The organism is Kitasatospora sp. NPDC042419 (assembly GCF_056437345.1).
Window position 1 is genome coordinate 332,780 of sequence record NZ_JBWKAW010000006.1, and the last position, 22,677, is coordinate 355,456.

18 protein-coding genes are annotated in these 22,677 nt (G+C 74.1%); 7 read left to right on the forward strand and 11 right to left on the reverse strand.

Annotated features, from left to right (window positions below):
- Window positions 1-35: 35 nt before the first annotated feature.
- The 3 genes from AC067J_RS15790 to AC067J_RS15800 all read right to left on the reverse strand — a co-directional run bounded on the left by AC067J_RS15790 (window position 36) and on the right by AC067J_RS15800 (window position 2,765).
- The gene (locus AC067J_RS15790) at window positions 36-1,001 is read right to left on the reverse strand and encodes a TauD/TfdA dioxygenase family protein (RefSeq protein ID WP_478299457.1); all 966 of its coding nucleotides are present in this window, start codon (window positions 999-1,001) and stop codon (window positions 36-38) included.
- Between the two features lie 616 nt (window positions 1,002-1,617).
- Entirely contained in the window at window positions 1,618-2,469 is an 852-nt protein-coding gene (locus tag AC067J_RS15795) for an alpha/beta fold hydrolase (protein ID WP_478299459.1), read from the reverse strand.
- 62 nt (window positions 2,470-2,531) lie between these two features.
- Window positions 2,532-2,765 carry a hypothetical protein gene (locus AC067J_RS15800; protein ID WP_478299461.1) on the reverse strand — a complete coding sequence of 78 codons (234 nt, stop codon included), beginning with the start codon at window positions 2,763-2,765 and terminating at the stop codon, window positions 2,532-2,534.
- A 198-nt stretch (window positions 2,766-2,963) separates the two neighbouring features.
- Here AC067J_RS15800 and AC067J_RS15805 point away from each other — a divergent pair, with 198 nt between their 5' ends.
- Window positions 2,964-3,446: a cysteine/serine endopeptidase inhibitor gene (locus AC067J_RS15805; protein ID WP_478299462.1), complete on the forward strand. Its 483-nt coding sequence runs from the start codon at window positions 2,964-2,966 to the stop codon at window positions 3,444-3,446.
- Between the two features lie 177 nt (window positions 3,447-3,623).
- Window positions 3,624-5,027, forward strand: coding sequence for an NAD(P)/FAD-dependent oxidoreductase (locus AC067J_RS15810; RefSeq protein ID WP_478299464.1), 1,404 nt, complete (start codon window positions 3,624-3,626; stop codon window positions 5,025-5,027).
- 83 nt (window positions 5,028-5,110) lie between these two features.
- Here AC067J_RS15810 and AC067J_RS15815 read toward each other — a convergent pair whose 3' ends face one another.
- Window positions 5,111-5,572, reverse strand: coding sequence for a hypothetical protein (locus AC067J_RS15815; protein WP_478299466.1), 462 nt, complete (start codon window positions 5,570-5,572; stop codon window positions 5,111-5,113).
- A gap of 182 nt (window positions 5,573-5,754) precedes the next feature.
- Between AC067J_RS15815 and AC067J_RS15820 the strand changes: the two genes are divergently transcribed.
- The 3 genes from AC067J_RS15820 to AC067J_RS15830 all read left to right on the forward strand — a co-directional run bounded on the left by AC067J_RS15820 (window position 5,755) and on the right by AC067J_RS15830 (window position 7,930).
- Complete coding sequence (locus AC067J_RS15820) at window positions 5,755-6,735, forward strand: DUF6528 family protein (RefSeq protein ID WP_478299468.1); 981 nt, start codon at window positions 5,755-5,757, stop codon at window positions 6,733-6,735.
- 233 nt (window positions 6,736-6,968) lie between these two features.
- Window positions 6,969-7,298, forward strand: a complete 330-nt coding sequence (locus AC067J_RS15825) for a hypothetical protein (RefSeq protein ID WP_327674711.1) — start codon at window positions 6,969-6,971, stop codon at window positions 7,296-7,298.
- Window positions 7,295-7,930: an acyl-CoA thioesterase gene (locus AC067J_RS15830; protein WP_478299470.1), complete on the forward strand. Its 636-nt coding sequence runs from the start codon at window positions 7,295-7,297 to the stop codon at window positions 7,928-7,930. Before AC067J_RS15825 ends, AC067J_RS15830 begins: the two co-directional genes overlap by 4 nt.
- 312 nt (window positions 7,931-8,242) lie before the next feature.
- Here the strand turns inward: AC067J_RS15830 and manA are convergent, their stop codons facing one another.
- The 7 genes from manA to AC067J_RS15865 all read right to left on the reverse strand — a co-directional run bounded on the left by manA (window position 8,243) and on the right by AC067J_RS15865 (window position 18,535).
- A complete protein-coding gene (manA, locus tag AC067J_RS15835) occupies window positions 8,243-9,595 on the reverse strand; it encodes a mannose-6-phosphate isomerase, class I (RefSeq protein ID WP_478299472.1) in 1,353 nt (450 codons plus the stop codon).
- Between the two features lie 22 nt (window positions 9,596-9,617).
- Window positions 9,618-10,682, reverse strand: coding sequence for an ROK family protein (locus AC067J_RS15840; protein ID WP_478299474.1), 1,065 nt, complete (start codon window positions 10,680-10,682; stop codon window positions 9,618-9,620).
- Window positions 10,683-10,780: 98 nt separating this feature from the next.
- On the reverse strand, window positions 10,781-13,849 hold the full coding sequence (locus AC067J_RS15845; protein ID WP_478299476.1) for an alpha-mannosidase: 3,069 nt from the start codon (window positions 13,847-13,849) through the stop codon (window positions 10,781-10,783).
- Window positions 13,850-13,899: 50 nt separating this feature from the next.
- Window positions 13,900-15,216: a glycoside hydrolase 5 family protein gene (locus tag AC067J_RS15850; RefSeq protein ID WP_478299478.1), complete on the reverse strand. Its 1,317-nt coding sequence runs from the start codon at window positions 15,214-15,216 to the stop codon at window positions 13,900-13,902.
- Between the two features lie 102 nt (window positions 15,217-15,318).
- Window positions 15,319-16,269 carry a carbohydrate ABC transporter permease gene (locus AC067J_RS15855; RefSeq protein WP_478299480.1) on the reverse strand — a complete coding sequence of 317 codons (951 nt, stop codon included), beginning with the start codon at window positions 16,267-16,269 and terminating at the stop codon, window positions 15,319-15,321.
- A 3-nt stretch (window positions 16,270-16,272) separates the two neighbouring features.
- Window positions 16,273-17,145 carry a carbohydrate ABC transporter permease gene (locus AC067J_RS15860; protein ID WP_478299482.1) on the reverse strand — a complete coding sequence of 291 codons (873 nt, stop codon included), beginning with the start codon at window positions 17,143-17,145 and terminating at the stop codon, window positions 16,273-16,275.
- A gap of 103 nt (window positions 17,146-17,248) precedes the next feature.
- Window positions 17,249-18,535 (reverse strand): ABC transporter substrate-binding protein, encoded by a 1,287-nt coding sequence (locus AC067J_RS15865; protein WP_478299484.1) that lies wholly within the window; start codon window positions 18,533-18,535, stop codon window positions 17,249-17,251.
- 255 nt (window positions 18,536-18,790) lie between these two features.
- Here AC067J_RS15865 and AC067J_RS15870 point away from each other — a divergent pair, with 255 nt between their 5' ends.
- Together AC067J_RS15870 and AC067J_RS15875 are read left to right on the forward strand one after the other, a co-directional pair.
- On the forward strand, window positions 18,791-19,939 hold the full coding sequence (locus AC067J_RS15870) for a LacI family DNA-binding transcriptional regulator (protein ID WP_478299486.1): 1,149 nt from the start codon (window positions 18,791-18,793) through the stop codon (window positions 19,937-19,939).
- Window positions 19,940-20,180: 241 nt separating this feature from the next.
- Window positions 20,181-22,658, forward strand: coding sequence for an endo-beta-N-acetylglucosaminidase (locus AC067J_RS15875; RefSeq protein WP_478299487.1), 2,478 nt, complete (start codon window positions 20,181-20,183; stop codon window positions 22,656-22,658).
- Window positions 22,659-22,677: the final 19 nt, after the last annotated feature.

Here is a 22,677-nt window from a genome sequence, read left to right on the forward strand (position 1 = left end):
GTGCGGGTGGTACGGCGGGGGCGGACCCGGCGGGGTCAGCCGCGGGCGGCGGCCTCCAGCTCCTCGGCCGGCACCAGCCCGGCCACCTTCGGCGGGTCGGACGGCTCCAGCAGACGGCTCGGCACGCCGTCCACGCCGACCGGCAGGTCGCCGTCCAGGGTGATCCGGCGGACCAGGCGCGGCTCGTCGCCGTAGTCGTTGACCGCGTAGTGCTGGGTGGCCCGGTTGTCCCAGATCACCACGTCGCCGACCTGCCAGTCCCAGCGGACGGTGTTCTCCAGGCGCTCCACGTACCGCTGGAACAGGGTGATCAGGGCCCGGCTGTCGGCGCCCGAGACGCCCTGGATCTTCTGGGCGAACGCGCCCAGCAGCAGGGTCTTCTCGCCGGTCACCGGGTGCACCCGGACCAGCGGGTGCTCGGTCTTGAACGCGGTCGACACGAACACCTGGCGGAACAGGCTGGCGATCTCCGCGTTGTCCGCCAGCTCCGGGCGCAGGGCCAGGCTGGCCGCGTAGTCGTAGTCGTTGGTGTGGACGGCGCGCAGCGACTCGGCCAGCACCTTCAGCGGCTCGGGCAGGTCCTCGTACGCGGCGACGGTGTTGGCCCACACGGTGGAGCCGCCGGCCGGCGGGAGCTCCAGGGAGCGCAGGATCGACGCCTTGGGGTAGGACGGGACGAAGGTGACGTCGGTGTGCCAGTTGTTGGCGCGGACACCCTTGGTGGCGTCCAGTTCGAAGATGTACCGGCCGTCCGCGCTGGGGACGGTCGGGTGGCCGACCGGGTGGCCGAGCAGGCGGGCGAACGCCTCGTGCTCGGCGTCGTCCAGGTGCTGCTGGCCGCGGAAGAACAGCACCTTGTGCTCGTAGAGCGCCGCCTCGACGGCGGCGACGGTCTCGGCCGGCAGGTCGCCGCCGAGGCGGACGTCGTGCACGATCGCGCCGATCCGGCCGGCGGCGGGGGTGAGGCTGAGCTCGGTGACCTGGTTCTGGGCAACGCTCATGGCGGTTCCTCGACTCTCGGGGACTCGTGGGGAGGTGGCGAAGGGATGCGGGAGGGCGCTCCGGCGGCGCGACGGGGCGCGGCAGGGCGGAGCGGACGGTGTGCGGAGTGGGCGGACCGGGCGTACGGCGGCGTGCGCCCCTGCCGGGTGCGGGTGCGGGTGCGGGTGCAGTGCGGGTGCTTGGGGCAGACGCAGACGCGGGTGTGGCTCAGGTGCGCGTGTGACCGGTCCGCGGACGGGACCGGCGGAGGTCAGCGGGCGAGCGCTCCGCGACGACAACAGCGGCGACATGCGGCCCGGTGGACGGGGCCGTGCTCGACACGGTCAACGGTGTTCATCGGCCCTCCTTCCGGGGTGCTGCGAGTGGGCTCGGCGCTCATGGTGCTGAAGGCCCTGCCTCCCTGTCAATCATCCGTCCTGCCTGGTGGACAGGGGTGTTGCCGGACTGTGACGCTACGTTTCGGCCGGTGTCGGGACGATGGCGGGCGTGCGGCGGCGGCGTGTTCCCGCCTGTCGGGGGAGTGTCGGGATTACTAACTCTCGCAGCGGAAGAAACCCCGCACGCATGCGAAAGGCCCGCCCGGAGCTGCTCCGGACGGGCCTCGCACGGCTCGCGTTACGCGAGGAAGTCCCCGACCGTGGCCGTGAACAGTTCGGCGTCGTCGAGCCAGGGGTAGTGGCCGGCGCCCGGCTGCACGGCGAACCCGGCGCCGGGGAGCAGCCCGGCCACCTCGGCGGCCGCCTTCGGGGGAGCGCTGACGTCGACCTCGCCGGCGAGGACGAGCACGCGTGCCGCGCAGGCGGCGAGTCCGGCCCGGGTGGCCGGCGGGTCGAAGGCGCCCTCGGAGGCGAAGACGGCCGCCGCCGCGTCATTGCGCTGGGTGTCCTCGGCCGCCCGGTGGAGGCGGGCCTGGTCGTCCCAGCGCCCGTACATGAACGGGGCGATGGCCGGCCAGTCGGTCGGCCCGCCGCGTCCGGAGGTGATCGTCTCCAGCGCCGCGTACGCCTCGGCGAACCAGGGCTCGCCCTCGCGCAGCCGGGCGGTCTCGCGCCGGGTCTCCCCGTCGACCGTCACCCCGAGGGCCATCGCGGAGGGCGTGATCAGCGCCAGCCGGGCCACCCGCTCCGGGTGCCGCTCGGCGTAGCGGACGGCGAGGTTGACGCCGGCGGAGTGGCCGAGCAGGTCGAGCCGGTCGAGCCCGAGGTGGGCGCGGAGCGCCTCGACGTCGTCGACCAGGCGGTCGCAGCGGTAGGTGGCGCTGTCGGCGGGCACGGCGGAGCCGCCGGTGCCGCGCAGGTCGAGGAGGACCAGGCGGCGCCCGGCGCGGGCGGCCAGTCCGCCGAGGTCGCCGAGGTAGCGGGAGTCCTGCATGGGGCCGCCGGGCAGGCAGACGACGGGGTCGCCGTCGCCGTCGCCCTCGACGCGGTAGGCGAGGAGGGTGCCGTCGGGCGCGGAAAAGGTGTGCATGACAGTGATCCTGTCAAGGCGTCCGCGCGCTGTACACCGGATTCCCGGGCGGGGTGGCCCGCTCAGGCTCCCAGCAGGCGGGCGAAGTCCAGGCCGAGGCTGCCGAGGACGGGCAGTGCGCCGAGGTCGGTCACGGCGCCGACCGGGATGCTGTAGCCCTGGTTGACCTCGCGGGGGGCTGCTGCGGCCGGGGCCGGCGCGGCGGCGGCCTGGCCGGCCGCGGTCCCGAGCAGTGCGGCGGCGCCGAGCAGTGCGGCGAGGACGGTGGGGAGAGTGGCGGGCAGGGCGGTGCGCACGGGGCCTCCGAGGACGCGGGGACGCGGGGACGATGTCCGGTGAACGCTCCGGGAGGTCGTGCGGTCACGTATCGTCCCCCCTTCGGCCGCGCGGGTAAAGCTCCTTCACTTGCGTTCATGACAACATGTCAAATGTCTGTACCGCTCCGCCCGGCCCTGCCTACCGTCCTCCCACCGAACCGAACTGGGAGGGTGCACATGCGCGTTGTCCCGAACCTCCGGATCCTGGCCGGCGCCCCGCTGGCCGCCGCCGCGGTCATCGCCCTGAGCGCCGGCACCGCGAGCGCCGCGATACCGGTCGACAAGCCGATGACCGGCAAGGCCACGTACTACGACGACGCCGGCTACGGCGCCTGCGGCAGCAGGATCGACGCCGGCACCCAGATGCTGGTCGCCGTCTCGCACACCTGGTGGACCACCGCCAACCCCAACAACGACCCGGTCTGCAAGGGCATCTCGGTCAAGGTCACCTACAAGGGCAAGACCGTGACCGTCCCCGTCAAGGACCAGTGTCCGTCCTGCGACTCCACCCACATCGACCTCAGCCGGCCCGCCTTCGCGAAGCTCGCCCCCCTCGGCCAGGGCGTCATCAACGGCCTCACCTGGCAGTTCGTCAAGGCGGGCCTCGCCGGCGAGACCGTCCCCCTCTCCGAGCCGGTCACCGGCTCCACCCTCGGCTGACCCCCGCCGCCGGCCCCCGCCGCCGGCCCCCGCCGCCGGCCGGCAGCCCGGGCCGCCCGCCCCTGACAGGGTGCAGGGGCGGGCGGCCGGTTTCCTTGCACGGTGGCGGTGGTCCGGGGCCCGCGGGCGGGCGTAGCGTCCGGGGATCCGGGATCGGTGTGAGTGGAGGTCGGGGTCGTGGCGTCTGGCGTGGCGGGTGTGAACGGCGGGGTGTCGTTCTGGTGGGGGCAGCTGGGGGTGCCCGAGGCACGGGCGGCGCTGCCCGGCGACCTCGACGTCGACGTGTGCGTGGTGGGCGGCGGCTACACCGGGCTGTGGACGGCGTACTACCTGAAGAAGGCCGACCCCGGGCTGCGGGTCGCCGTGCTGGAGGCGCGGTTCTGCGGGTACGGCGCGTCGGGGCGCAACGGCGGGTGGCTGTACAACGGGTTCGCCGGGCGCGGGGCGTTCGCCCGGCGGTACGGCCGGGAGCGGGCCGCCGCGATGCAGCGGGTGATGGACGCCGCCGTCGGCGAGGTCGCCGAGACGCTGGCGGCCGAGGGGATCGAAGCGGACCTCGTGCGCGGCGGGGTGCTGGAGGTGGCCCGGACGCCCGCGCAGCTGGCCCGGCTGAAGGAGTTCGCCGAGGCGGAGCGCGCCTACGGACCTGGCCGGGTCGAGGAGTTGGGCGCGGCGGAGACCCGGGAGCGGCTGCGGGTCGAGGGCGCGCTCGGCGGGGTGTGGAGCCCGCACGGCGCGCGGGTGCAGCCCGCCAGGCTCGCGGCCGGGCTGGCCCGGGTGGTGGAGCGGATGGGCGTCGCGGTGTACGAGGGGACCCCGGTCACCGGGATCCGGGGCGGGGACCGGGGCGGGCGCCGGCCGTGCGCCGTCACCCCGCACGGCACCGTCACCGCCCAGTACGTGCTGCGCGCCACCGAGGGGTTCACCGCCGGACTGGCCGGGGAGCGGCGCACCTGGCTGCCGATGAACTCGGCGATGATCGCGACCGAGCCGCTGCCGCCGTCCTTCTGGGCCGAGGTCGGCTGGGAGGGGCGGGAGGTGCTCGGGGACTTCGCGCACGCGTACATGTACGCGCAGCGCACGGCCGACGACCGGATCGCGCTCGGCGGGCGGGGCGTGCCCTACCGCTTCGGCTCCCGTACCGACACCGACGGCACCACCCAGGAGGCGACCGTCCGGCAGCTCCGGGAGATCCTGGACGCCTTCTTCCCCGCCGCACGCCCGGCCCGGATCGACCACGCCTGGGCGGGCGTGCTCGGGGTGCCCCGGGACTGGTGCGCGACCGTCGACCTGGACCGGCGCACCGGACTGGGCTGGGCCGGCGGGTACGTCGGCAGCGGGGTGACCACCACCAACCTCGCCGGGCGGACCCTGCGCGACCTCGTCCTCGGCCGCGACACCGAGCTGACCCGGCTGCCGTGGGTCGGCCACACCGTCCGCCGCTGGGAGCCCGAGCCGCTCCGCTGGCTCGGCGTGCACGCGCTGTACGCCGTCTACCACGCCGCCGACCGCCAGGAGGCCGCCGGCCGCCCCACCACCTCCCCGCTGGCCCGCCTGGGCGACCTGGTCGCCGGCCGCTAGCGGCGGAGCGGCGAAGGCCGCGTCGGGCAGCGGGCCGCCGCGCCTGTCGGTGGCGGTCGGGTGGTGGGCCGGGGGGCCGGGGGTCAGGCTTCGGTGGGGCTCACGTCGCGGACCCAGACCGGGAAGGGCGGGAGTGGTGCGTCCTCGGCGGCGGGCGCGTCGTGCCCGCAGGTGACGACCCCGGGATCCGCGTCCGCGAGGAAGGCCGCGACGATCGGCCCCAGGTCGTCGGACGGCATGTGGGAGCCGTCGAACGGCAGCTCGGTGCGCGGCACCGAGCCGGTGGAGCAGCGCAGTTGGCCGGCCACGTCGTCGTGCCACACGTAGAACGTCGCCGGGCCCGCGTGGCCGGTGGCGGCGATCCGGCTGCGGAGGGCGTCGGCGGTCCGCCCGAAGGCGGCGACCACCTCGGCGACCGACAGCGCCGAGCGGTCCTCGGCCTCGGTGCTGAGCCACCACGTGTTGGTCTCGACCTCGGCGTACCGGTCGGCCGGGTCCAGCAGCAGTGGTTCGTCCGCGATCTCCGCGATGTAGGTCAGCAGCACCACCGCAGTCTGCCAGAGCGCCGGGTCGGCGCGTCGGCGCGGGGTACACCGTAGGGCGGTAGCGAGCCCCTGGCGCGGAGGTGGCACGGGGGGAGCGGATAGGCCGGTCGGAGCCCGCCGGCTGGCGGCCCGGGGAAGGAGACCGGACGGTGGGCCCAAGGCGGACGGTGGAGGTGAGGCGGGTGCGGACGTGGAGAGTGGCGTTGGGCGTGGCGGTCCTCGCGGCGGCCGCGGCGGCGGTGCCGACCGCTCCGGCGGTGGCGGGCCCGGGATGGGCGGTCGTCGTGGTGGACCAGGCATCGCGGCGGGTGCTGGTGCTGCAGAGCGCCGAGGAACTGGCGGCGTACCGGGGGCCGGACCGGCTGCCGGTGGTCTGGTCGTGGTCGGCGGACACCGCACCGGACCTCGACGACCTTCGGCCGGAACGGAGTTGGTCGTTGCCGGACGAGGCGAAGAGCCGGGTGCGGCACGGCCGGCGGTACCTGCTCACGACCGCGTCGGGCGGACTGGCGGCGGCCGTCGACACCGTGACCGGCGCGGCGGTCTGGGCCGTGGACACCGGTCCGCACGCCAACCCGCACAGCGCGGAGCTGATACCGGACGGGAACGTCGCGGTGGCCGCCTCCACCGGCGGGTGGGTGCGGCTCTACACGGCCTCGCAGGGCCCGCGGAGCGCGGTGCACGCCGAGTTCCGGCTGCCGGGCGCGCACGGCGTGCACTGGGACCGGCGGACCGGGCTGCTCTGGGCGCTCGGGGACGACACGCTCACCGCGTTGAGGGTGGGCGGCACGGCGGCGGCGCCGACGCTGGCCGCCGTCCGGGCGGTACCGCTGCCGGAGCCGGGCGGGCACGACCTGGCGCCGGTGCTCGCCACGCCCGGGCGCTTCTGGGTGAGCACGGCCGGGCACCTCTGGCGGTTCGACCCGGCGACGGACCGGTTCACGAAGGTCCGGCTGGGTGGCGAGCAGGACGGCAGGGACGTCAAGAGCGTCGGCGACGAGCCCGGCTCGGGGCGGCTGCTCATCGCCGCCCCGGACCACACGGGCCCCTGTTCCTGGTGCACTTCGGTGCTCACGCTGCACCGCCCCGACGCCGTCCGGAGGTTGCCCGGCGCCTGGCTCTACAAGGCGCGCTGGTGGACCAGTTGGGGGAGCGGGGCATGACCGGCGGGACCGGAACGGTGACCGGTGGGACTATGGGACCGGGCTGGCATTCGGTGGATGCGGCTGATTTTATGCAGTCGCAAACTACTCCAATGGTGGTCAGTTTCCGCTGTGGTTCCGTAAACCATCCGCGAGGTGCCCGGGCTGGGATAGCGTCCATGGCGCCGGGGGGACCCGAACCACTCACCGGGTTCGGACATCAGACAATGCCGTATCCGTTTCGGGAGAAAACTGTGCGCAATTGCCTTTCGGAAAACCGGTCGGACACCGTCGACGAACTGCGGCTCGCCGTGGACTCGCTCGCCGCGTTCCCGGCCCGTGACGCGGCCTGCGGGGCCGACGTCCCCGAGCGCCTCGCGGCGGTGGCGGAACTCTGCCGCGCCGTCGACGGGGTGCTCGACAGCCTGGTCGTCCAGGCCGCCGCCGAGGCCGCCGAGGAAGGGTGGACCGCCGCCCGGATGGCGTCCGAACACGCCGTCTACTACGCGAGGTTGCAGCGGGCGCTGCTGCCCGCCGGGGCTGTCGCCACCGGTCGGGGCGACGCCGGGCCGAAGCAGCGGTGAGCGCGCCGCACCCGCACGCGGCGCACGCCAACGCGCACGTCCTCGCCTGCCCCACCCGGTGGAGCGACGTCGACGAGAACGGGCACATCAACAACGCCCGGCTGGTCTCCTACGTACAGGAGGGAATTTACGACCTGTTCTGCCACCACGCGGTCGCGGTCCGGGAATCGCTATTTCCGTCCGGATTCCTGATCGCCCGGCACGAGATCGATTACCTGGAACAGCTGTACCACCAGCCGGAGCCATTGCTGGTCCGGTTGACCGTCGAACGGCTGGGACGCAGTTCCGCGCATGTCGTGGTGAATGTGTGCCGTGATCCGCGCACGTATATGCGGGCGCGCACGGTGGTGGTCGCCCGGGACGAGGCGTCCGGCCGGTCCCGCACGCTCAGCCCGTCCGAGCGGCGCTTCCTCGCGGCGTTCCAGCCGGGGGAGCCGACGGCCGAGGGGCCGGTCGCCGACGGAACGACGGGCGAGGGCCCGACGCCGCCGTCCAGAGTCGCGGTGAAGTCGCCGCGCGGTCCGGTGGCCGCGCCCGCGCCCACCCATCACCGCCCCCGCCGGCGCCTGCCGGGCCTCGGCGCGCTGACCCGGAGCGACCCGGTGGGGTCGACCCGGCACCGCGGGCGCTGAGCCGCCGCACGTCGAGCCGCGGGGCGAGCCGCCGTACGCGCTGAGCCACCGCGCGCCGGGTACTGCACGCGGCAGGCAACTGCGCATGGTGGGCAACTGCGCGTACTGGGCCACCGCGCGCGTCCAGCCACCGTGCGTGCCGACGCCGGGCACAGGAAGTCGACTGGGGCTTCTTCCTGTGCAAGGGGTGGCACCGCGGTCGCCGTGGCGGCCGCAGAGGCGGACGCACACGCCGCCGTCGCGGCCGGACGGTCCGGGGCCTGGGGCCCGGAGCGGCGGGGACCGGACGGCGGGTGCGGCGCGTCGGGCCCTTCAGTCGCCGACGGTGGCGCGGAAGAGTTCCGCGCCCGGGCCCGTCAGGTGGACGGGGCCGCTGCCGGGGCGGAGGTAGGCGGAGCGGCCCGGGGGGAGGTCGAGGGCGGCGCCGTCGGGGGTGCGGAGACGGGCACGGCCGGCGGTGCAGAGGAGGATCTGCGGGGCGTCCGCCAGGTCGACCCGGACGGGCGCGGCCGTGGGCCGCAGCCTCGACAGGCGGAACTCCGCGGCCGGGGAGGGGAATTGCTCCTCGATCCCGGCGCCGTGCGGGTCGGCCGTGCCGTGCGGGTCGGCTGCGCTGTCCGGGGTGCGCGTGCCCGCCGGGGTGCGTGCGGTCAGCACGGGCGGCTCGCCCGTGCGGAAGTCGGTCACCGCGAGCAGGCCGTCCACGTCGACGTGCTTGGCGGTGAGTCCGCAGCGCAGCACGTTGTCCGAGTCGGCCATCAGCTCCACGCCCACGCCGCGCAGGTAGGCGTGCGGCACTCCGGCCTCCAGGGAGAGCGCCTGGCCGGCCCGGAGCCGGACGTGGTTGAGCAGCAGCGCGGCGACCAGCCCCGGGTCCCCGGGGTAGTCGCCGGCGGCCCGCGCGTACCCGGCGCAGGCCTCGGCGAACGGGCCGCCGTCCGCGGCGGTCCGGTGCAGTGCGGCGGTGACGGCGGCGAGGTCGGCCGGGCCGGGGCGGGCGTCCGTCAGGACGTGCCGCAGCAGTGCGGGCAGCACCTCCGCGGCGGGCCGGTCCCGCAGTGCGGCGGCCCACGGGGCGAGCAGCGGCACGGCCAGCCGGTCGAACAGCGCGGCCGTGGCGCGGGCCGGCCGGAACCCGCAGAGCGCCTCGAAGTCGCCCAGCGCGCAGATCAGTTCGGGCTTGTGGTTGCGGTCCCTGAAGACCCGCTCCGGGGCGTCGAGCGGCACCCCGCGGGCCTCCTCGGCGGCCCAGCCGGCCTCGGCCTGGGCACGGGTGGGGTGGACCTGGAGCGAGAGCGCCCGGTCGGCGGCCAGCACCTTGAACAGGAAGGGGAGCCGGGGGCCGAACCGCCGGACGGTGTCCGGCCCGAGCAACTCGGCGGGGGCGTCGGCGATCAGGCGGTCCAGGGGGCGCGGGCCGCTGCCGCCGTCGAGCAGGGACGGCGCGGAGGGGTGGGCGCCCATCCAGAGCTCCGCCTGCGGCGCGCCGGTCGGCGGGGTGCCGGTGAGGGCGGGGATGGCGGTGGTGGAGCCCCAGGCGTACTCGCGCACGGGGTTGGCGAGCAGGGCGAACGGGGGAAGCTCGCTCGGACGGTGGTCGGGCGCGGACGGGGCGGGCGCGGGAGGTGTGGCCGAGGGGCGGCCGGGCGGCGGAGGGGTGGGCATGCGGGTGCTCCCAGGGGGCGGGTCAGCGGCAGAGCGCGGCGGCGCCGATCAGGCCCGCGTCGGTACCGAGTTCGGCGCGGCGGACGTCGAGACCGCGGACGTACGGCAGCACGGCGTACCGGTCCAGGTGGCGGGCGAGCGGATCGAACAGCGCGGGGCCGGCGGCGGCGACCCCGCCGCCGATCACCACCCGGTGCAGGTCGACCAGCGTGGCGGTGGCGGCGATCCCGGCGGCCAGCGCCTGGGCGGCCCGGTCGTAGGCGGCCGCCGCGACCGGGTGGCCGGCCAGCGCGTCGGCGGCCACGGCGCGGGCGGAGCGGTCCTCCCCGGCGGGCCGCCAGCCCCGGGCGAGGGCGTGGCGGGCGATCGCGGTACCGCTGGCGATGCCCTCCAGGCAGCCGCGCGAGCCGCACGGGCAGGGCTCGCCGTCGAGGTCGACGGTGATGTGGCCGAGGTGGCCGGCGTTGCCGCTGGGGCCGGGGCGGACGGCGCCGTCCAGCACCAGCCCGGCGCCGACGCCGGTGGAGACGACCAGGCAGAGCGCGTTGCCGGCGCCGCGTGCCGCGCCGCGCCAGTGCTCGGCGGCGGCCATCGCCACACCGTCCCCGGCCAGGGCGACGGGGCGGGGGCCGACGGCGGGGTGCGCGGCGACCTCGGCGGTGAGCGGGAAGCCGCGCCAGCCGGGGATGTTGATCGGGCTGACGGTGCCGTGCACGAGGTCCACCGGACCGGCGCTGCCGATCCCGACGGCGCCGACGGCGGCCCACTCGGGCGCGGCCGCCAGGTGGTCCAGCACCCGGTGGACGACGGCCAGCACGGCCGCGCCGGACTCCCGGGCGGGGGTGGGGAGCTGGAGCCGGTGGGTGAGCGCCCCGGTGGAGTCGACGAGCGCTCCGGCGATCTTGGTCCCGCCGATGTCGAGCGCGGCGAACAGCGGTCCGGCGGCCGGTACGGCAGCGGCGTCCAGCGCGCGGGCGGTGGCTTGCGCGGCGGTGGCTTGCGCGACGGTGGCGGCCGGGGCGGAAGCGGGTGCCGGGGTGGAGGCGGGTGCCGGCGCGGCGGAGGCGGACGGCGTGGGAGCGGTCATGGCGGGTGGCTCCGGGACGGGGCACGGGCCCCCGCCCGGGGCACGGGCGGGGGCGATCGATCAGGACGGCGAAGCAACGACAGGGACAGGAAACAGGATCACACCGCGGGCGTCAGCCTCAGGGTCACCAGTTCGAAGGGCCGCAGGCTCAGCAGGACGCCGTCGCCGTCCACCGAGACCTCGCCGCGCGTGCCGTCCCACGGGCGCTCCAGCAGGTCGCAGGGCGCCGCGGAGGCCAGCGGGAACGAGGTGGCCAGCCGGCCCCGGGCACGCCCGCCGCCCGCCTCGTAGACCCGGACCACCAGGTCGCCGCTGCCGTCGTCGGCGAGCTTGACGGCGCTGACCACGAGGGCGTCGTCGTCCAGCTCCACCAGCGGCCGGACCGTCTCCACCGAGCCGGTCACCCGGCGCTCCGGCAGGCCGACGGCGTACCCCTCGCGGACCGCGTCGGCGATCGCCGCACCCGGCACCAGCGCGTGCCGGAACCGGTGCACGCCCTGGTCGGTGCGCGGGTCGGGGAAGCGCGGCGCGCGCAGCAGCGAGAAGCGGACCGTGGTGGTCGTCCCGCCGTCCGCCTCGCGCACCGCCCGGGTGACGTCGTGGCCGTACGTCGAAGGGGTGACCAGCGCGACGCCCCAGCCCGGCTCCTCCAGGTGGACGAAGCGGTGGTTGCAGGCCTCGAACTTCGCCGCCTCCCAGCTGGTGTTGGTGTGGGTCGGGCGGAACTGGTGGCCGAACTGGGTCTCCGCCGCGTACCGCTCGGTGTGCACGTCCAGCGGGAACGCCGCCTTGAGGAACTTCTCGGTCTCGTGCCAGTCGACCTCGGTGTCGATGTCCAGGCGCCCCGAGCCGGCCCGCAGGGTCAGCGTCTGGACCACCGTCGAGGAACCGAAGGACCGGGCCACCCGGACGGCAGCCTCGCCGGGGGAGGAGGCGGCCACCGCGACCTCGTCCGCCGCGACCAGGTCCGTCACGGTGTTGCGGTAGAACTGGTCCACGTCCCAGGCGTCCCACATGTTCGGGAAGTCGGGGTGCAGCTGGAGCAGGTTGGCCCGGCCGCCCGGGGCCACCGTCTCCCGGCCGCTCGCCGCGTCGACCACCGAGACCACCAGGCCGTCGCCGTCCACGGCCACCGACAGCAGGCCGTTGTCCAGGACGAAGCCGCCGCCGTCGCGGGCCGTCACCGTGCAGCCGCCGCCCGCGCCGCCCGCGCCGCCCGCTCCGTCGGCCGCCACCGGGGCGGCCCCGCCCGCCGGCACCGCCGAACGGCTGTGCGGCGCACCGTTGAAGACCAGCTCGCGCCCGCCCGCGGCGTCCCCGGCCAGCGCCTGCTGGGCCGCGCCGATCAGCTCCTCCAGCTCCGCCGCCAGGCCCGCGTAGGTGGCCTCGGCCTCGCGGTGCACCCAGGCGATCGACGAGCCGGGCAGGATGTCGTGGAACTGGTGCAGCAGCACCGTCTTCCAGATCCGGTCCAGCTGCTCGTACGGGTACGGGTGGCCGGTGCGCAACGCGGCGGTGGCACACCAGAGTTCGGCCTCGCGCAGCAGGTTCTCGCTGCGCCGGTTGCCCTGCTTGGTCCTCGCCTGGCTGGTGAGCGTGGCCCGGTGCAGCTCCAGGTACAGCTCGCCCACCCAGACCGGCGGCTTCGGGTACTCGGCCTCGGCCTTCTCGAAGAACTCGGCCGGCCGCTCCCAGCGCACCGTGGCCGAGCCCTCCAGGTCGCGCAGCCGGGCCGCCTTGGCGACCATCTCGCGGGTGGTGCCGCCGCCGCCGTCGCCCCAGCCGGTCGGCGCGAGGGAGTGCCGGGCGACGCCCTTGTCCTTGAAGTTCCGTGCCGCGTGGGCGATCTCGCTGCCCTTCATCGAGCAGTTGTAGGTGTCCACGGGCGGGAAGTGGGTGAAGATCCTCGTCCCGTCGATGCCCTCCCAGAGGAAGGTGTGGTGCGGGAACTTGTTGACCTGGCTCCACGAGATCTTCTGCGTGAGCAGCCACTTGGAGCCCGCGTTGCGGATGATCTGCGGCAGGCCGCCGGTGAAGCCGAAGGTGTCCGGCAGCCACGCCTCCTGGTTCTCGACCCCGAACTCCTCCAGGAAGAACCGCTTGCCGTGGACGAACTGACGGGCCATCGCCTCGGAGGACGGCATGTTGGTGTCGGACTCCACCCACATGCCGCCGGCCGGCACGAACCGGCCGTCCGCGACCGCCTTCTTCACCCGGGCGTACACCTCGGGGCGGTGCTCCTTGATCCAGGCGAACTGCTGCGCCTGGGACATGGTGTAGAGGAAGTCCGGCTCGTCCTCCAGCAGCGCGGTCATGTTGGCGGTGGTGCGGGCCACCTTGCGGACCGTCTCGCGCAGCGGCCAGAGCCAGGCGGAGTCGATGTGGGCGTGGCCGATCGCGCTGATCCGGTGCGCGGACGGCGCGGCGGGCGCGGCCAGCACCTCGGCGAGCAGCGAACGGGCCGCCGCGGCCGTGCCGTTGACGTCCTGCAGGTCGACCGCGTCGAGCGCCCGCTCGACGGCCCGCAGGATCTCCCAGCGGCGGGCGCCGTCGGCCGGCAGCTCGGCCATCAGCTCGCCGAGCACCTCCAGGTCCATCACCAGCTGCCAGACGGTCTCGTCGAAGACCGCGAGGTCCATCCGCTCCAGCTTGTACTGCGGCTCCGCCCCGGCGGTCTCGCGGTCGCCCAACTCGGTGGGCAGGAAGGGGTGGTAGTCCAGGATGACCGGGTTGGACGCCGCCTCGACGTGCAGCAGCACCTGCTCGCCGCCGGCCGCCGGGGCGGCGATCCGCACCCACTGGTTCTGCGGGTTGAGGCCCTTCACCGGGGTGCCGTCCGGCCGGTAGACCAGGCCCTCGCACTGGAAGCCCGGCATGTTGGCGTCGAAGCCGAGGTCGATCAGCGCCTCGACCGTCCGCCCGGCCCACGCCTCGGGCACGGTGCCGGCCACGGTGATCCAGCTGGTGCCCCACGGCGCGCCCCAGGCCTCGCCGACGGCGATCGGCGTGCGGGGCGCGGCCAGGCCCTCGGCGACCGGGACGGGCTCGCCGGGGGCCGTCCAGATCGAGACCGAGAGCGGGACGGACTCGGGGTGGACCGCCGGGCGGATGCGCTCCTCCAGGACGCGCTTGAGGCGGGCTTCGACCAGGCTGCGGTCATCGTGCATGTCAGCGGACTCCGTTGTGCGACTGAGGGGAACGGACGTGGGAGGTGGCGTCAGCGTACGTCGTCCGGGTGGACGACCTCGGTGATGCCCCGGGCGGACAGGTGGGCGGTGTCCTCGGCGTGCTCGGCGAGGACCGTGGTCGGGCGGGCGCCGGCCTCGGCGAGCCGCATGAACGCCTCGAAGACGGTGCCGCCCGGGCCGCAGACCGAGCGCTTGGGCGCGGTGACCTCGTCGCCGGTGGCGACCACCACCGCCGTGGTCCGCGGGGCCGGCGCCCGCCAGTCCTCGCGCAGCGCGGCGACGGCGGCGGCCAGCCGGGCGCCGGCCGGCTTGACCCGCCGGTCGGTGGTGAGCAGGCCCAGGCTGTACTCCAGCTCGGGGAAGTCGGCCAGCGCGCGGTCCACGTCGTGCGAGCACCACCAGGTGACGCCCCACAGGTCGGGGCAGTCCAGCACCGCCCCGACCGTGGCGCCGGTGAACCGGGCGGCGTCCTCGGCGGTGATGTACGGGGCCGGCGCTCCGACCTCCTGGAGCCAGACCGGGCGGTGCGGGTCCCGCGCCCAGGCCTTCGACAGCTCGACCAGGTAGGCGGCGTGCTGGTCGGAGGCGGTGGAACGGGCGCCGTAGCGCTGCGCGGTGCCGTTGAACACCCAGGAGTGCACGGCGGTGGCGGCGCCGATCCGGGCCGAGTGCCAGGGGGTGAACGGGTGCTCGTCCAGGTACCAGGCGGCGTCGTAGGAGGCGTGCAGGTGGAGGCGGCCGGGCGCGCCCTGCTCGCAGGCGCCGACCATCCGGTGCAGCCAGGCCTCGACCTGTCCGGGGGTGGCCCGGTCCGGGTCGGGGTGCGGCTCGCCGGAGAACTGGTTGACCTCGTTGCCGAGGGTCATGCCGAGGAAGTTGGGCCGGTCGGCGAGGGCGGCGGCCAGGGTGCGGAGGTAGGCGGCCTGGCCGTCGAGCACGTCCGGGTCGGTGAAGATGTTCCGCCGGTGCCAGGTCTGGGTCCACGAGGGCTGGAAGTCGAAGCTGGAGAGGTGGCCCTGGAGGCCGTCCACCGCGACGTCCAGGCCGCGCTCGCCGGCCGCGTCCACCAGGGCGGTGAGCTGCTCGACGGCGCGCGGGCGGATCAGGGTGCGGTTGGGCTGGAAGACCGGCCAGAGCGGGAAGACCCGGACGTGGTCGAGGCCGAGCGCGGCGATCGAGTCGAGGTCGGCGCGGACGGCGTCGAGGTCGAAGTCGAGCCAGTGGTGGAACCAGCCGGCGGTGGGGGTGTAGTTGACGCCGAAGCGCGGGGCCGCGTCGGGCCGGGCGGCCGCGGCGGGCCGTGGGAGGGGGGCGGTGGCCGGGGAGGTGGGCTGGGCGGCGGTCATGCTCGGTGAGCTTCCTCGGTGGGTGCGGCCGTCGCGGGGCGGTCGGGGCGGCGACGGGTGGTCGGGGCTGCGACGGATCGGCGACGGGTGGGGCGGACGGGCCTATCCCTTGACGGCTCCCTCCTCCACGCCCTTGAAGAAGAACCGCTGGCAGACGGCGAAGACCACGACGATCGGCACGAACGCGATCATGGTGCCGGCGGCGATCAGCCGCGGGTTGGTGGTGAACGTGCCGTTCAGGTACTGCAGTCCGACGGTCAGCGTGTACTTCTGCGGGTCGTTGAGCACGATCAGCGGCCAGAGGAAGTCGTCCCAGGCGCCGATGAAGGTGAAGATCACGATCACGCTGAGCATGCCTCGCACGTTCGGCAGGCCGACGTGCCACAGGCGCTGCCAGACGTTGGCGCCGTCGACCAGCGCGGCCTGGTCCAGTTCGGGCGGCACGGCGGCGAAGGCGGTGCGCATCAGCAGCACGTTGAGCATCGCGATCGCGCCGGGCAGGGCGACGCCGGTGAGCGTGTCGGCCAGGCCGAGCCCCCGCACGGTGACGTACTGGGAGACGATGGTGGCCTCGCCGGGCAGGATCAGGGTGGCGAGGAGGAGGCCGAAGAGCAGCTTGGCGCCGCGGAACCGCAGCTTGGCGAGCGCGTAGCCGGCCAGGGTGCAGCCGACCACGTTGCCGAAGATCGCGATCGCGGCGACGACCAGCGAGTTGGCGGCGTAGGTCCAGACCGGGATGGTGTCGGCGACCTTGCCGTAGTTGGAGAAGGTGAGGTCCTTCGGGAAGAAGCTGGGGGTCGCGGTGTAGACGTCCTCGCCCGGGCCCTTGAGGGAGGTCGAGAGCTGCCAGAGGAACGGGCCGATGACCAGCAGCAGGACGGCGAGCAGGAGCAGGTAGCGCCCCGCCGTCCGGAGCGGGCCGGGGTTGTCGAAGCTGCGGGTCCGGCGGTTGCGGCCGGTCCCGGCGCCGGTGCCGCGGCCGCCGCCGGTGCGGGGGCCGGTGGTGGCGGGGGAGGGCGCGGGCGGCGGGACGGGGGCGGCGGTGCGGGTCACGGTTCAGGCCGCCTTCCGGTTCAGGCGCGTCAGCAGCAGCATCGGGCCGAGGGTGATGAAGAAGAGCAGCAGGCTGAGCGCCGACGCGTAGCCGAGGTGCCCGGTGAAGCCGCGGCTGTACATCTGGATCAGCATGACCACCGACATGTCGCGCCCGCCGGGGCCGCCGGTGCCGTTGGAGAGCACGTACAGCTCGGAGAAGACCCGCAGCGCGGAGACCGAGATGAGCACCGAGACCAGCACCATGGTCGGCCGCACGCCCGGCAGGGTGACGTGCCAGAACCGGCGCAGCGAGCTCGCGCCGTCGACGGCGGCGGCCTCGTGCAGCTCGCGGCCGACGTTGGCCAGGGCGGACAGGTAGATCACCATGTAGTAGCCGAGGCCCTTCCAGGTGGTCAGGGCGATCGCGCTGAGCAGCAGCAGCCAGCGGTCGGTGAGGAAGGGGACCGGGGAGTCGGCCAGCCCGGTCTGCTGGAGCACACCGTTGACGAGGCCGCGGTCGTCCAGCACCCAGCCCCAGATCAGGGCCACCACGACGGCGGAGGCGACGACGGGGGAGTAGAAGGCGGTGCGGAAGACGGTGATGCCGGGGATCCTGCGCTGGACCAGCAGGGCGAGCAGCAGCGGCAGCAGGGTCAGCAGCGGCAGGCAGATCAGCAGGTAGACGATGCTGTTGAGCAGCGCGTCGGCCAACTGCTCGTCGCTGAAGGCCCGTTCGTAGTTGGCGAGGCCGGTGAAATGCCCGCCGCCCAGGGGCTTGGCATTGGTGAACGAGAGGATCACCGTGTTGACCGCCGGCCAGAGGTTGAAGACGGCCAGCCAGATCATCGCGGGCCCGGCGAGCAGCCAGGGGGTGAACCAACGCCGGTGGGTCATGCCGATGCCTTCCTGGGGCGAGCGGTGCGGGGCGTTCCCGGCGAGCGGCGGCCCGCCGGGGGTGCCGCCGCTCCGTCGGTACTGGTGGGGTCCGGGGGCGGGATCAGCCCTTGAGCAGCTGGTTGCACCGCTCGACGGCGGTGTCCAGGGCCTGCTTCGGACTCGTGTCCCCGCTGATCGCCAGGGCGAACTGCTGGTTGATGATCGTGCTCATCGCGTCGTCCACCTGGACGGGCTGGATGATCTTCGCCTTGGCGAGCGAGGTGAAGGCGACGACCTTGGCGTCGCCGGCGTTGGTGCCGTCGCTCCTGCTGAAGAACGGGTCGCCGGACGAGGCCTTGGTGGACGGGAAGATGCTGGTCAGCTGCGCGAACCTGGCCTGGTTCTCCGCGCTGGTGACCCAGCGGGCCAGGGCGACGGCGGCGGCCGGGTTCTTGGTGCTCTTCGGGATGGACAGGCCCTGCACGTAGAGCGGCGGGGTGCCCATCGCCGGGGAGGAGACGATCTTCGGAGCAAGGGTCGGGTTGTCGACGGCCAGGCTGGTGATGAGGTTGCCGCCGCCGGTGGTCCAGGCCGCCGTGCCGGCGTTGAAGAGCTTGGAGTTGCCGGCGTAGGTGTTGGTGAGGACGTCGTTCGGCAGCAGGCCGTCCTTGAACGCGGCGCGGTACTTGTCCAGCAGCGCGGCGGCCTCGGGGGTGTTGAAGGTGAACGACTTGCCGTCCTCCGACATCACCTTGACGCCCGCGTTGACGAGGTCGCCGAGGCCCGGCTTGCGGCTCATCAGGTAGGTCGAGCCGCCGGACTTCTCCTTCATGATCCGGGCCTGGGCGATCAGTTCGTCGAGGCTGCCGGGGAGGTTCTTCGGGTCCAGCCCGTACTTGCCCAGCAGCTCGGAGTTCCAGTAGTTCACATCGGTGTTGAGGTACCACGGATAGCCGTAGGTGCCGTCCAGGCCGGCGAACCGGTAGGCGTCGACGCCGCCGGCCACGTACTCGTCCGCGAGCTTCGGGTCGGCCTTGGCCGCGTCGAGCAGCAGGTTCTGCCTGGCGAGCGGGAGGGCGAAGTCCGGCGGGAGGTTGACCACGTCGGGCAGGGTGCCGGCGGCGGCCTGGCTGAGCACCTTGGCGGAGTAGCCGTCGCCCGGCTGGTCCAGCCACTCGACCTCGACGCCCGGGTACTTCTGCTTGAAGCCGTCGATCACGCCCTGCACGTAGTCGGTGAACTTCGGCTTCAGCGACCAGGTCTGGAGCGAGACCTTGCCCTTGACCTCGCCGGTCGCGGCGGCGCTCGCCGCGCTGTCGTCGCTCTTGCCGTCGGAGCCGAGTCCGCAGCCGGTGAGCACGGTGGCGGCCAGCGCCGCCGTCGTCAATGCCGCCCGGATTCTTCGCATGAGGGTCTCCCGGTCCTGGGGAATGGGTGGGGGATGCTTCTTCGGGGGTGCTTCTTCGGGGTGCTTGAGGAGGTTTTGGGGGTTCTTGAGGCGGTCAGGGGTGGTTGGGGCTGCTTGACGTGCTCGGCGTGGTGCACCGGGGGGATGCTTCGGGGATTGCGCCGGGTTTCAGAACCTGTCTTACTAAACCGGTCTAGCTGTTGCAGGGACTATGCTCCCGCCTAAACTTGGATGTCAAGAGAGGAGTCGGAACCCGTGGGCAGACCGACGATCGCCGACATCGCCCGCCAGGCCGGTGTCTCCAAGGGCGCGGTGTCCTTCGCGCTCAACGGGCGCCCCGGGGTGAGCGAGGCGACCAGGGCCCGGATCCTCCGGGTCGCCGAGGAGATGAACTGGCGGCCGCACAGCGCCGCCCGCGCCCTCGGCGGCGCCAAGGCCGACGCGGTGGGGCTGGTGATCGCCCGCCCGGCCCGGACCATCGGTGTCGAGCCGTTCTTCAGCCAGCTGCTCTCCGGCCTCCAGGCCGTGCTCTCCGCCCGCTCCGTCGCCCTCCACCTGATGGTGGTCGAGGACACCGCGGCCGAGATCGAGGTCTACCGGCGCTGGACCTCCGAGCACCGCGTCGACGGCTTCATCGTGGTCGACCTCCAGCTGCGCGACCCGCGGCTCGCGGTGCTGGAGGAACTCGGCCTGCCCGCCGTCGTCCTGGGCGGCCCCGGCAAGGGCGCCGGCCCGCTGCGGATCTGGGCCGACGACCGCGAGGCGATGCTCTCCATCGTCGACTACCTCGCCGCCATCGGGCACCGGCGGATCGCCCACCTGGCCGGACTGCCCCACTTCCAGCACACCCAGCGGCGGATCCGCGCCCTGCGGGACGCCTCCCGGCGGCTCGGCCTGGAGGAGGCGGTGTCGGTCCCGACCGACTTCAGCGACGCCGAGGGCGCCGCCGCCACCCGCACCCTGCTCTCCCGGCCCCGGCGGCCCACCGCGATCGTCTACGACAGCGACGTGATGGCGGTGGCCGGCCTCGGGGTGGCCGGCGAGATGGGCGTCGCGGTGCCCGGCGAGCTGTCGATCGTCTCCTTCGACGACTCGGTCCTCGCCCGGATCGTGCACCCGCCGCTCACCGCGCTCAGCCGGGACACCTTCGCCCTCGGCGAGCAGGTCGCGCGCAGCCTGCTCGCGGTGATCGACGACGCCGGGCCCGGCCGGGACCTGCAGATGCCGACCCCGCGGCTGACCGTCCGCGAGTCCACCTCGCCGCCGGCCGCCGACCTGCCGGTGGGGGCCGGTGCGCCGGTGCGGGCCGACGGGCCGGAGCGGGCCGGCGCGGCGCGCGGAGCCGCCGCACCCTCCCGGGCGGTCCCCGCCGACACCGTTGACAGCACCTCTGAACCGGTTTAGCCTCGCTGCGCCGAGCGACCCCCGCTCGGCGCGCCACCGTGGGCGGGCGTCCGCCGAACCGCCCGCGGTCACCCCGCCGGTCCGCACGCAGCTGGAACCGCGCGCCGTTCACGCCGCCCCCCAGCGCGCCGCACCGTCCGGCCTCAGGAAACACCGGCATCACCACGCACACATGCACCCCGGACCGGCCCCACCCCGGGCGGTCCGCCCCCACCCTCCTCCGCTCGATCGGAGTCACCGCATGTCACGACGGATACCCCTGCTGCTGAGCGCCGCCCTCGGGGCCGCCGTCCTGGGCACCGCACCCACCGCCGCCCAGGCCGCCCCGACCCCCGCCGTCCCCTCCCCCGCCGTCCCCTCCCCGGCCGCCCCCGCCGCGGCGAGCGCCGCCGCCGGCACCCAGCCCTACGCCTCGTACTGGTACCCGAGCACCATCCTGAACTGGGACCCGGCCACCGACCCCGACGCCCGGTTCAACCGCTCGCGCGTCCCGCTCCAGCCGCGCACCAGCGACCCGGCGCTGAAGGCCAACCCCAACGCCCGTGCCGGCGAAGGGAAGATCGCCTCCCTGGTCTCCTTCGGCCCCACCTCCAACAACCCCTCCCAGGGCTCCGCCGACCCCAACTACTACGCCTTCGGCTACTGGCAGTACGTCGACAAGCTGGTCTTCTGGGGCGGCTCGGCCGGAGAGGGCCTGATCCTCGCCCCCAACCCGACCGTCATCGACGCCGCCCACCGCAACGGCGTCAAGGTCTACGGCACCGTCTTCTTCCCGCCCGCCGCGTACGGCGGACAGCTCCAGTGGGTCCGCGACTTCGTCCAGAAGTCCGGCTCCCGCTACCCCGTCGCCGACAAGCTGGCCCAGGCGGCCCAGTACTACGGCTTCGACGGCTGGTTCATCAACCAGGAGACCGGCGGCGGCGATTCGGCGCTCGCCGGCGAGGTCCGCAACCTCATGCAGTACACCAAGGCGCAGACCGGCACCGACTTCATGTGGTACGACGCCATGACCGAGTCGGGGCCGGTCAGTTGGCAGAACGCGCTGACCTCCGCCAACGACGCCTTCCTCCAGGAGGGCACCAAGCGCACCTCCGACTCCATGTTCCTCAACTTCAACTGGTCGACCAGCGGCCTCAACTCCTCCCGGACCCTGGCCCGCGGCCTCGGCCGCGGCGAGTACGAGCTCTACTCCGGCATCGACACCGAGGCCAACGGCTACAACACGGGCGTCGACTGGAACAGCCTCTTCCCGGCGAACGGGCCGCACACCACCTCGCTCGGCCTCTACCGGCCCGAATGGACCTGGAAGTCCGCCACCGACCGCGCCGACTACCTCGCCAAGGACGCCCGTTACTGGGTCGGCGCCAACAACGACCCCTCCGACACCTCGACCTCGTCCAGCTGGAAGGGCCTCGCGAGCTACGTCGCCGAGTCCACGCCGATCACCGCCAAGCCCTTCGTCACCAACTTCTCCTCGGGCGAGGGCGACTTCCACAACGCGGCCGGCACCCGGGTCGCCACCGGCGGCTGGAACAACCTCTCGCTCCAGGACGTCCCGCCCACCTACCACTGGCTGGTGTCCTCGACCGGCGCCAAGCTCACCCCCTCGGTCGACTTCACCGACGCCTACGAGGGCGGCTCCTCGCTGCGCCTCACCGGCAACCTCAACGCCGTCAACACCCTTCGGCTGTACCAGACCAGGCTCCCGGTCGCCGCCGACAGCAAGCTGTCGGTCGTGGTCAAGTCGCCGGCCGCCGGGGCCACCGGGCTCAAGGCCGCGATCTCCTTCACCGACGCGCCGACCACCTTCACCACCCTCGACCTCGGCGCCAACTCCGGCTCCGGGTGGGAGCGCAAGACCCTCGACCTCTCCGCCTACGCGGGCCGCACCATCGCCCAGATCGGCCTCCAGGCCGCCGGATCCAACCCCTCCTACGACGTCAGGATCGGCCAACTCGCCGTTTTCGACGGCATGGTGGACGCACCCGCGGCGCCCGGCGGGCTGACCGTGCTCGGCGCGAGCGACGTGGTGGCCGGCGCGAGCCAGTCGCTCCGGCTCTCCTGGACGCCCTCGACGAGCGGCACCGTGCACCACTACGAGCTGTACCGGCGCAACGCCGACGGCACGCGCGGCTACCTGGGCGCCACCCCGTCCGACGCCTACTTCGTCAACCGGCTGGACCGGGCCGGCACCGAGGCGGGCACCGTGATCGAGGTCGAGGCCGTCTCCACCGAGTACGGCCGCTCCACCGCCGCCACCGCCACGGTCTCCTGGACCGGCACCCCGCCGGCCGGCGGCAACCTGGCACTCAACCGCCCGGCCACCGCCTCCGGCCAGTGCAACACCAACGAGGGCCCGGCCAAGGCCGTCAACGGCACGGTCAACGGCGGCAACGGCGACAAGTGGTGCACCACCACCGGCAGCAAGTGGCTGGAGGTGGACCTCGGTTCGGCGAAGGCACTGTCGAAGTTCGTGGTCAAGCACGCCCAGGCCGGCGGCGAGAGCGCGAGCTACAACACCCGTGACTTCACCGTCCAGGTGCGCTCGGCCGACACCGACCCGTGGACCACCGTCGCCACCGTCACCGGCAACACCGCCGGCACCACCACCCACCCGGTGACGACGACCGCCCGCCACGTCCGGCTGGTGGTCACCAAGCCGACCCAGAACACCGACCCCGCCGCCCGCATCTACGAGTTCGAGGCCTGGGGCGCATAGCTCCTCCGCTCCACGAGGA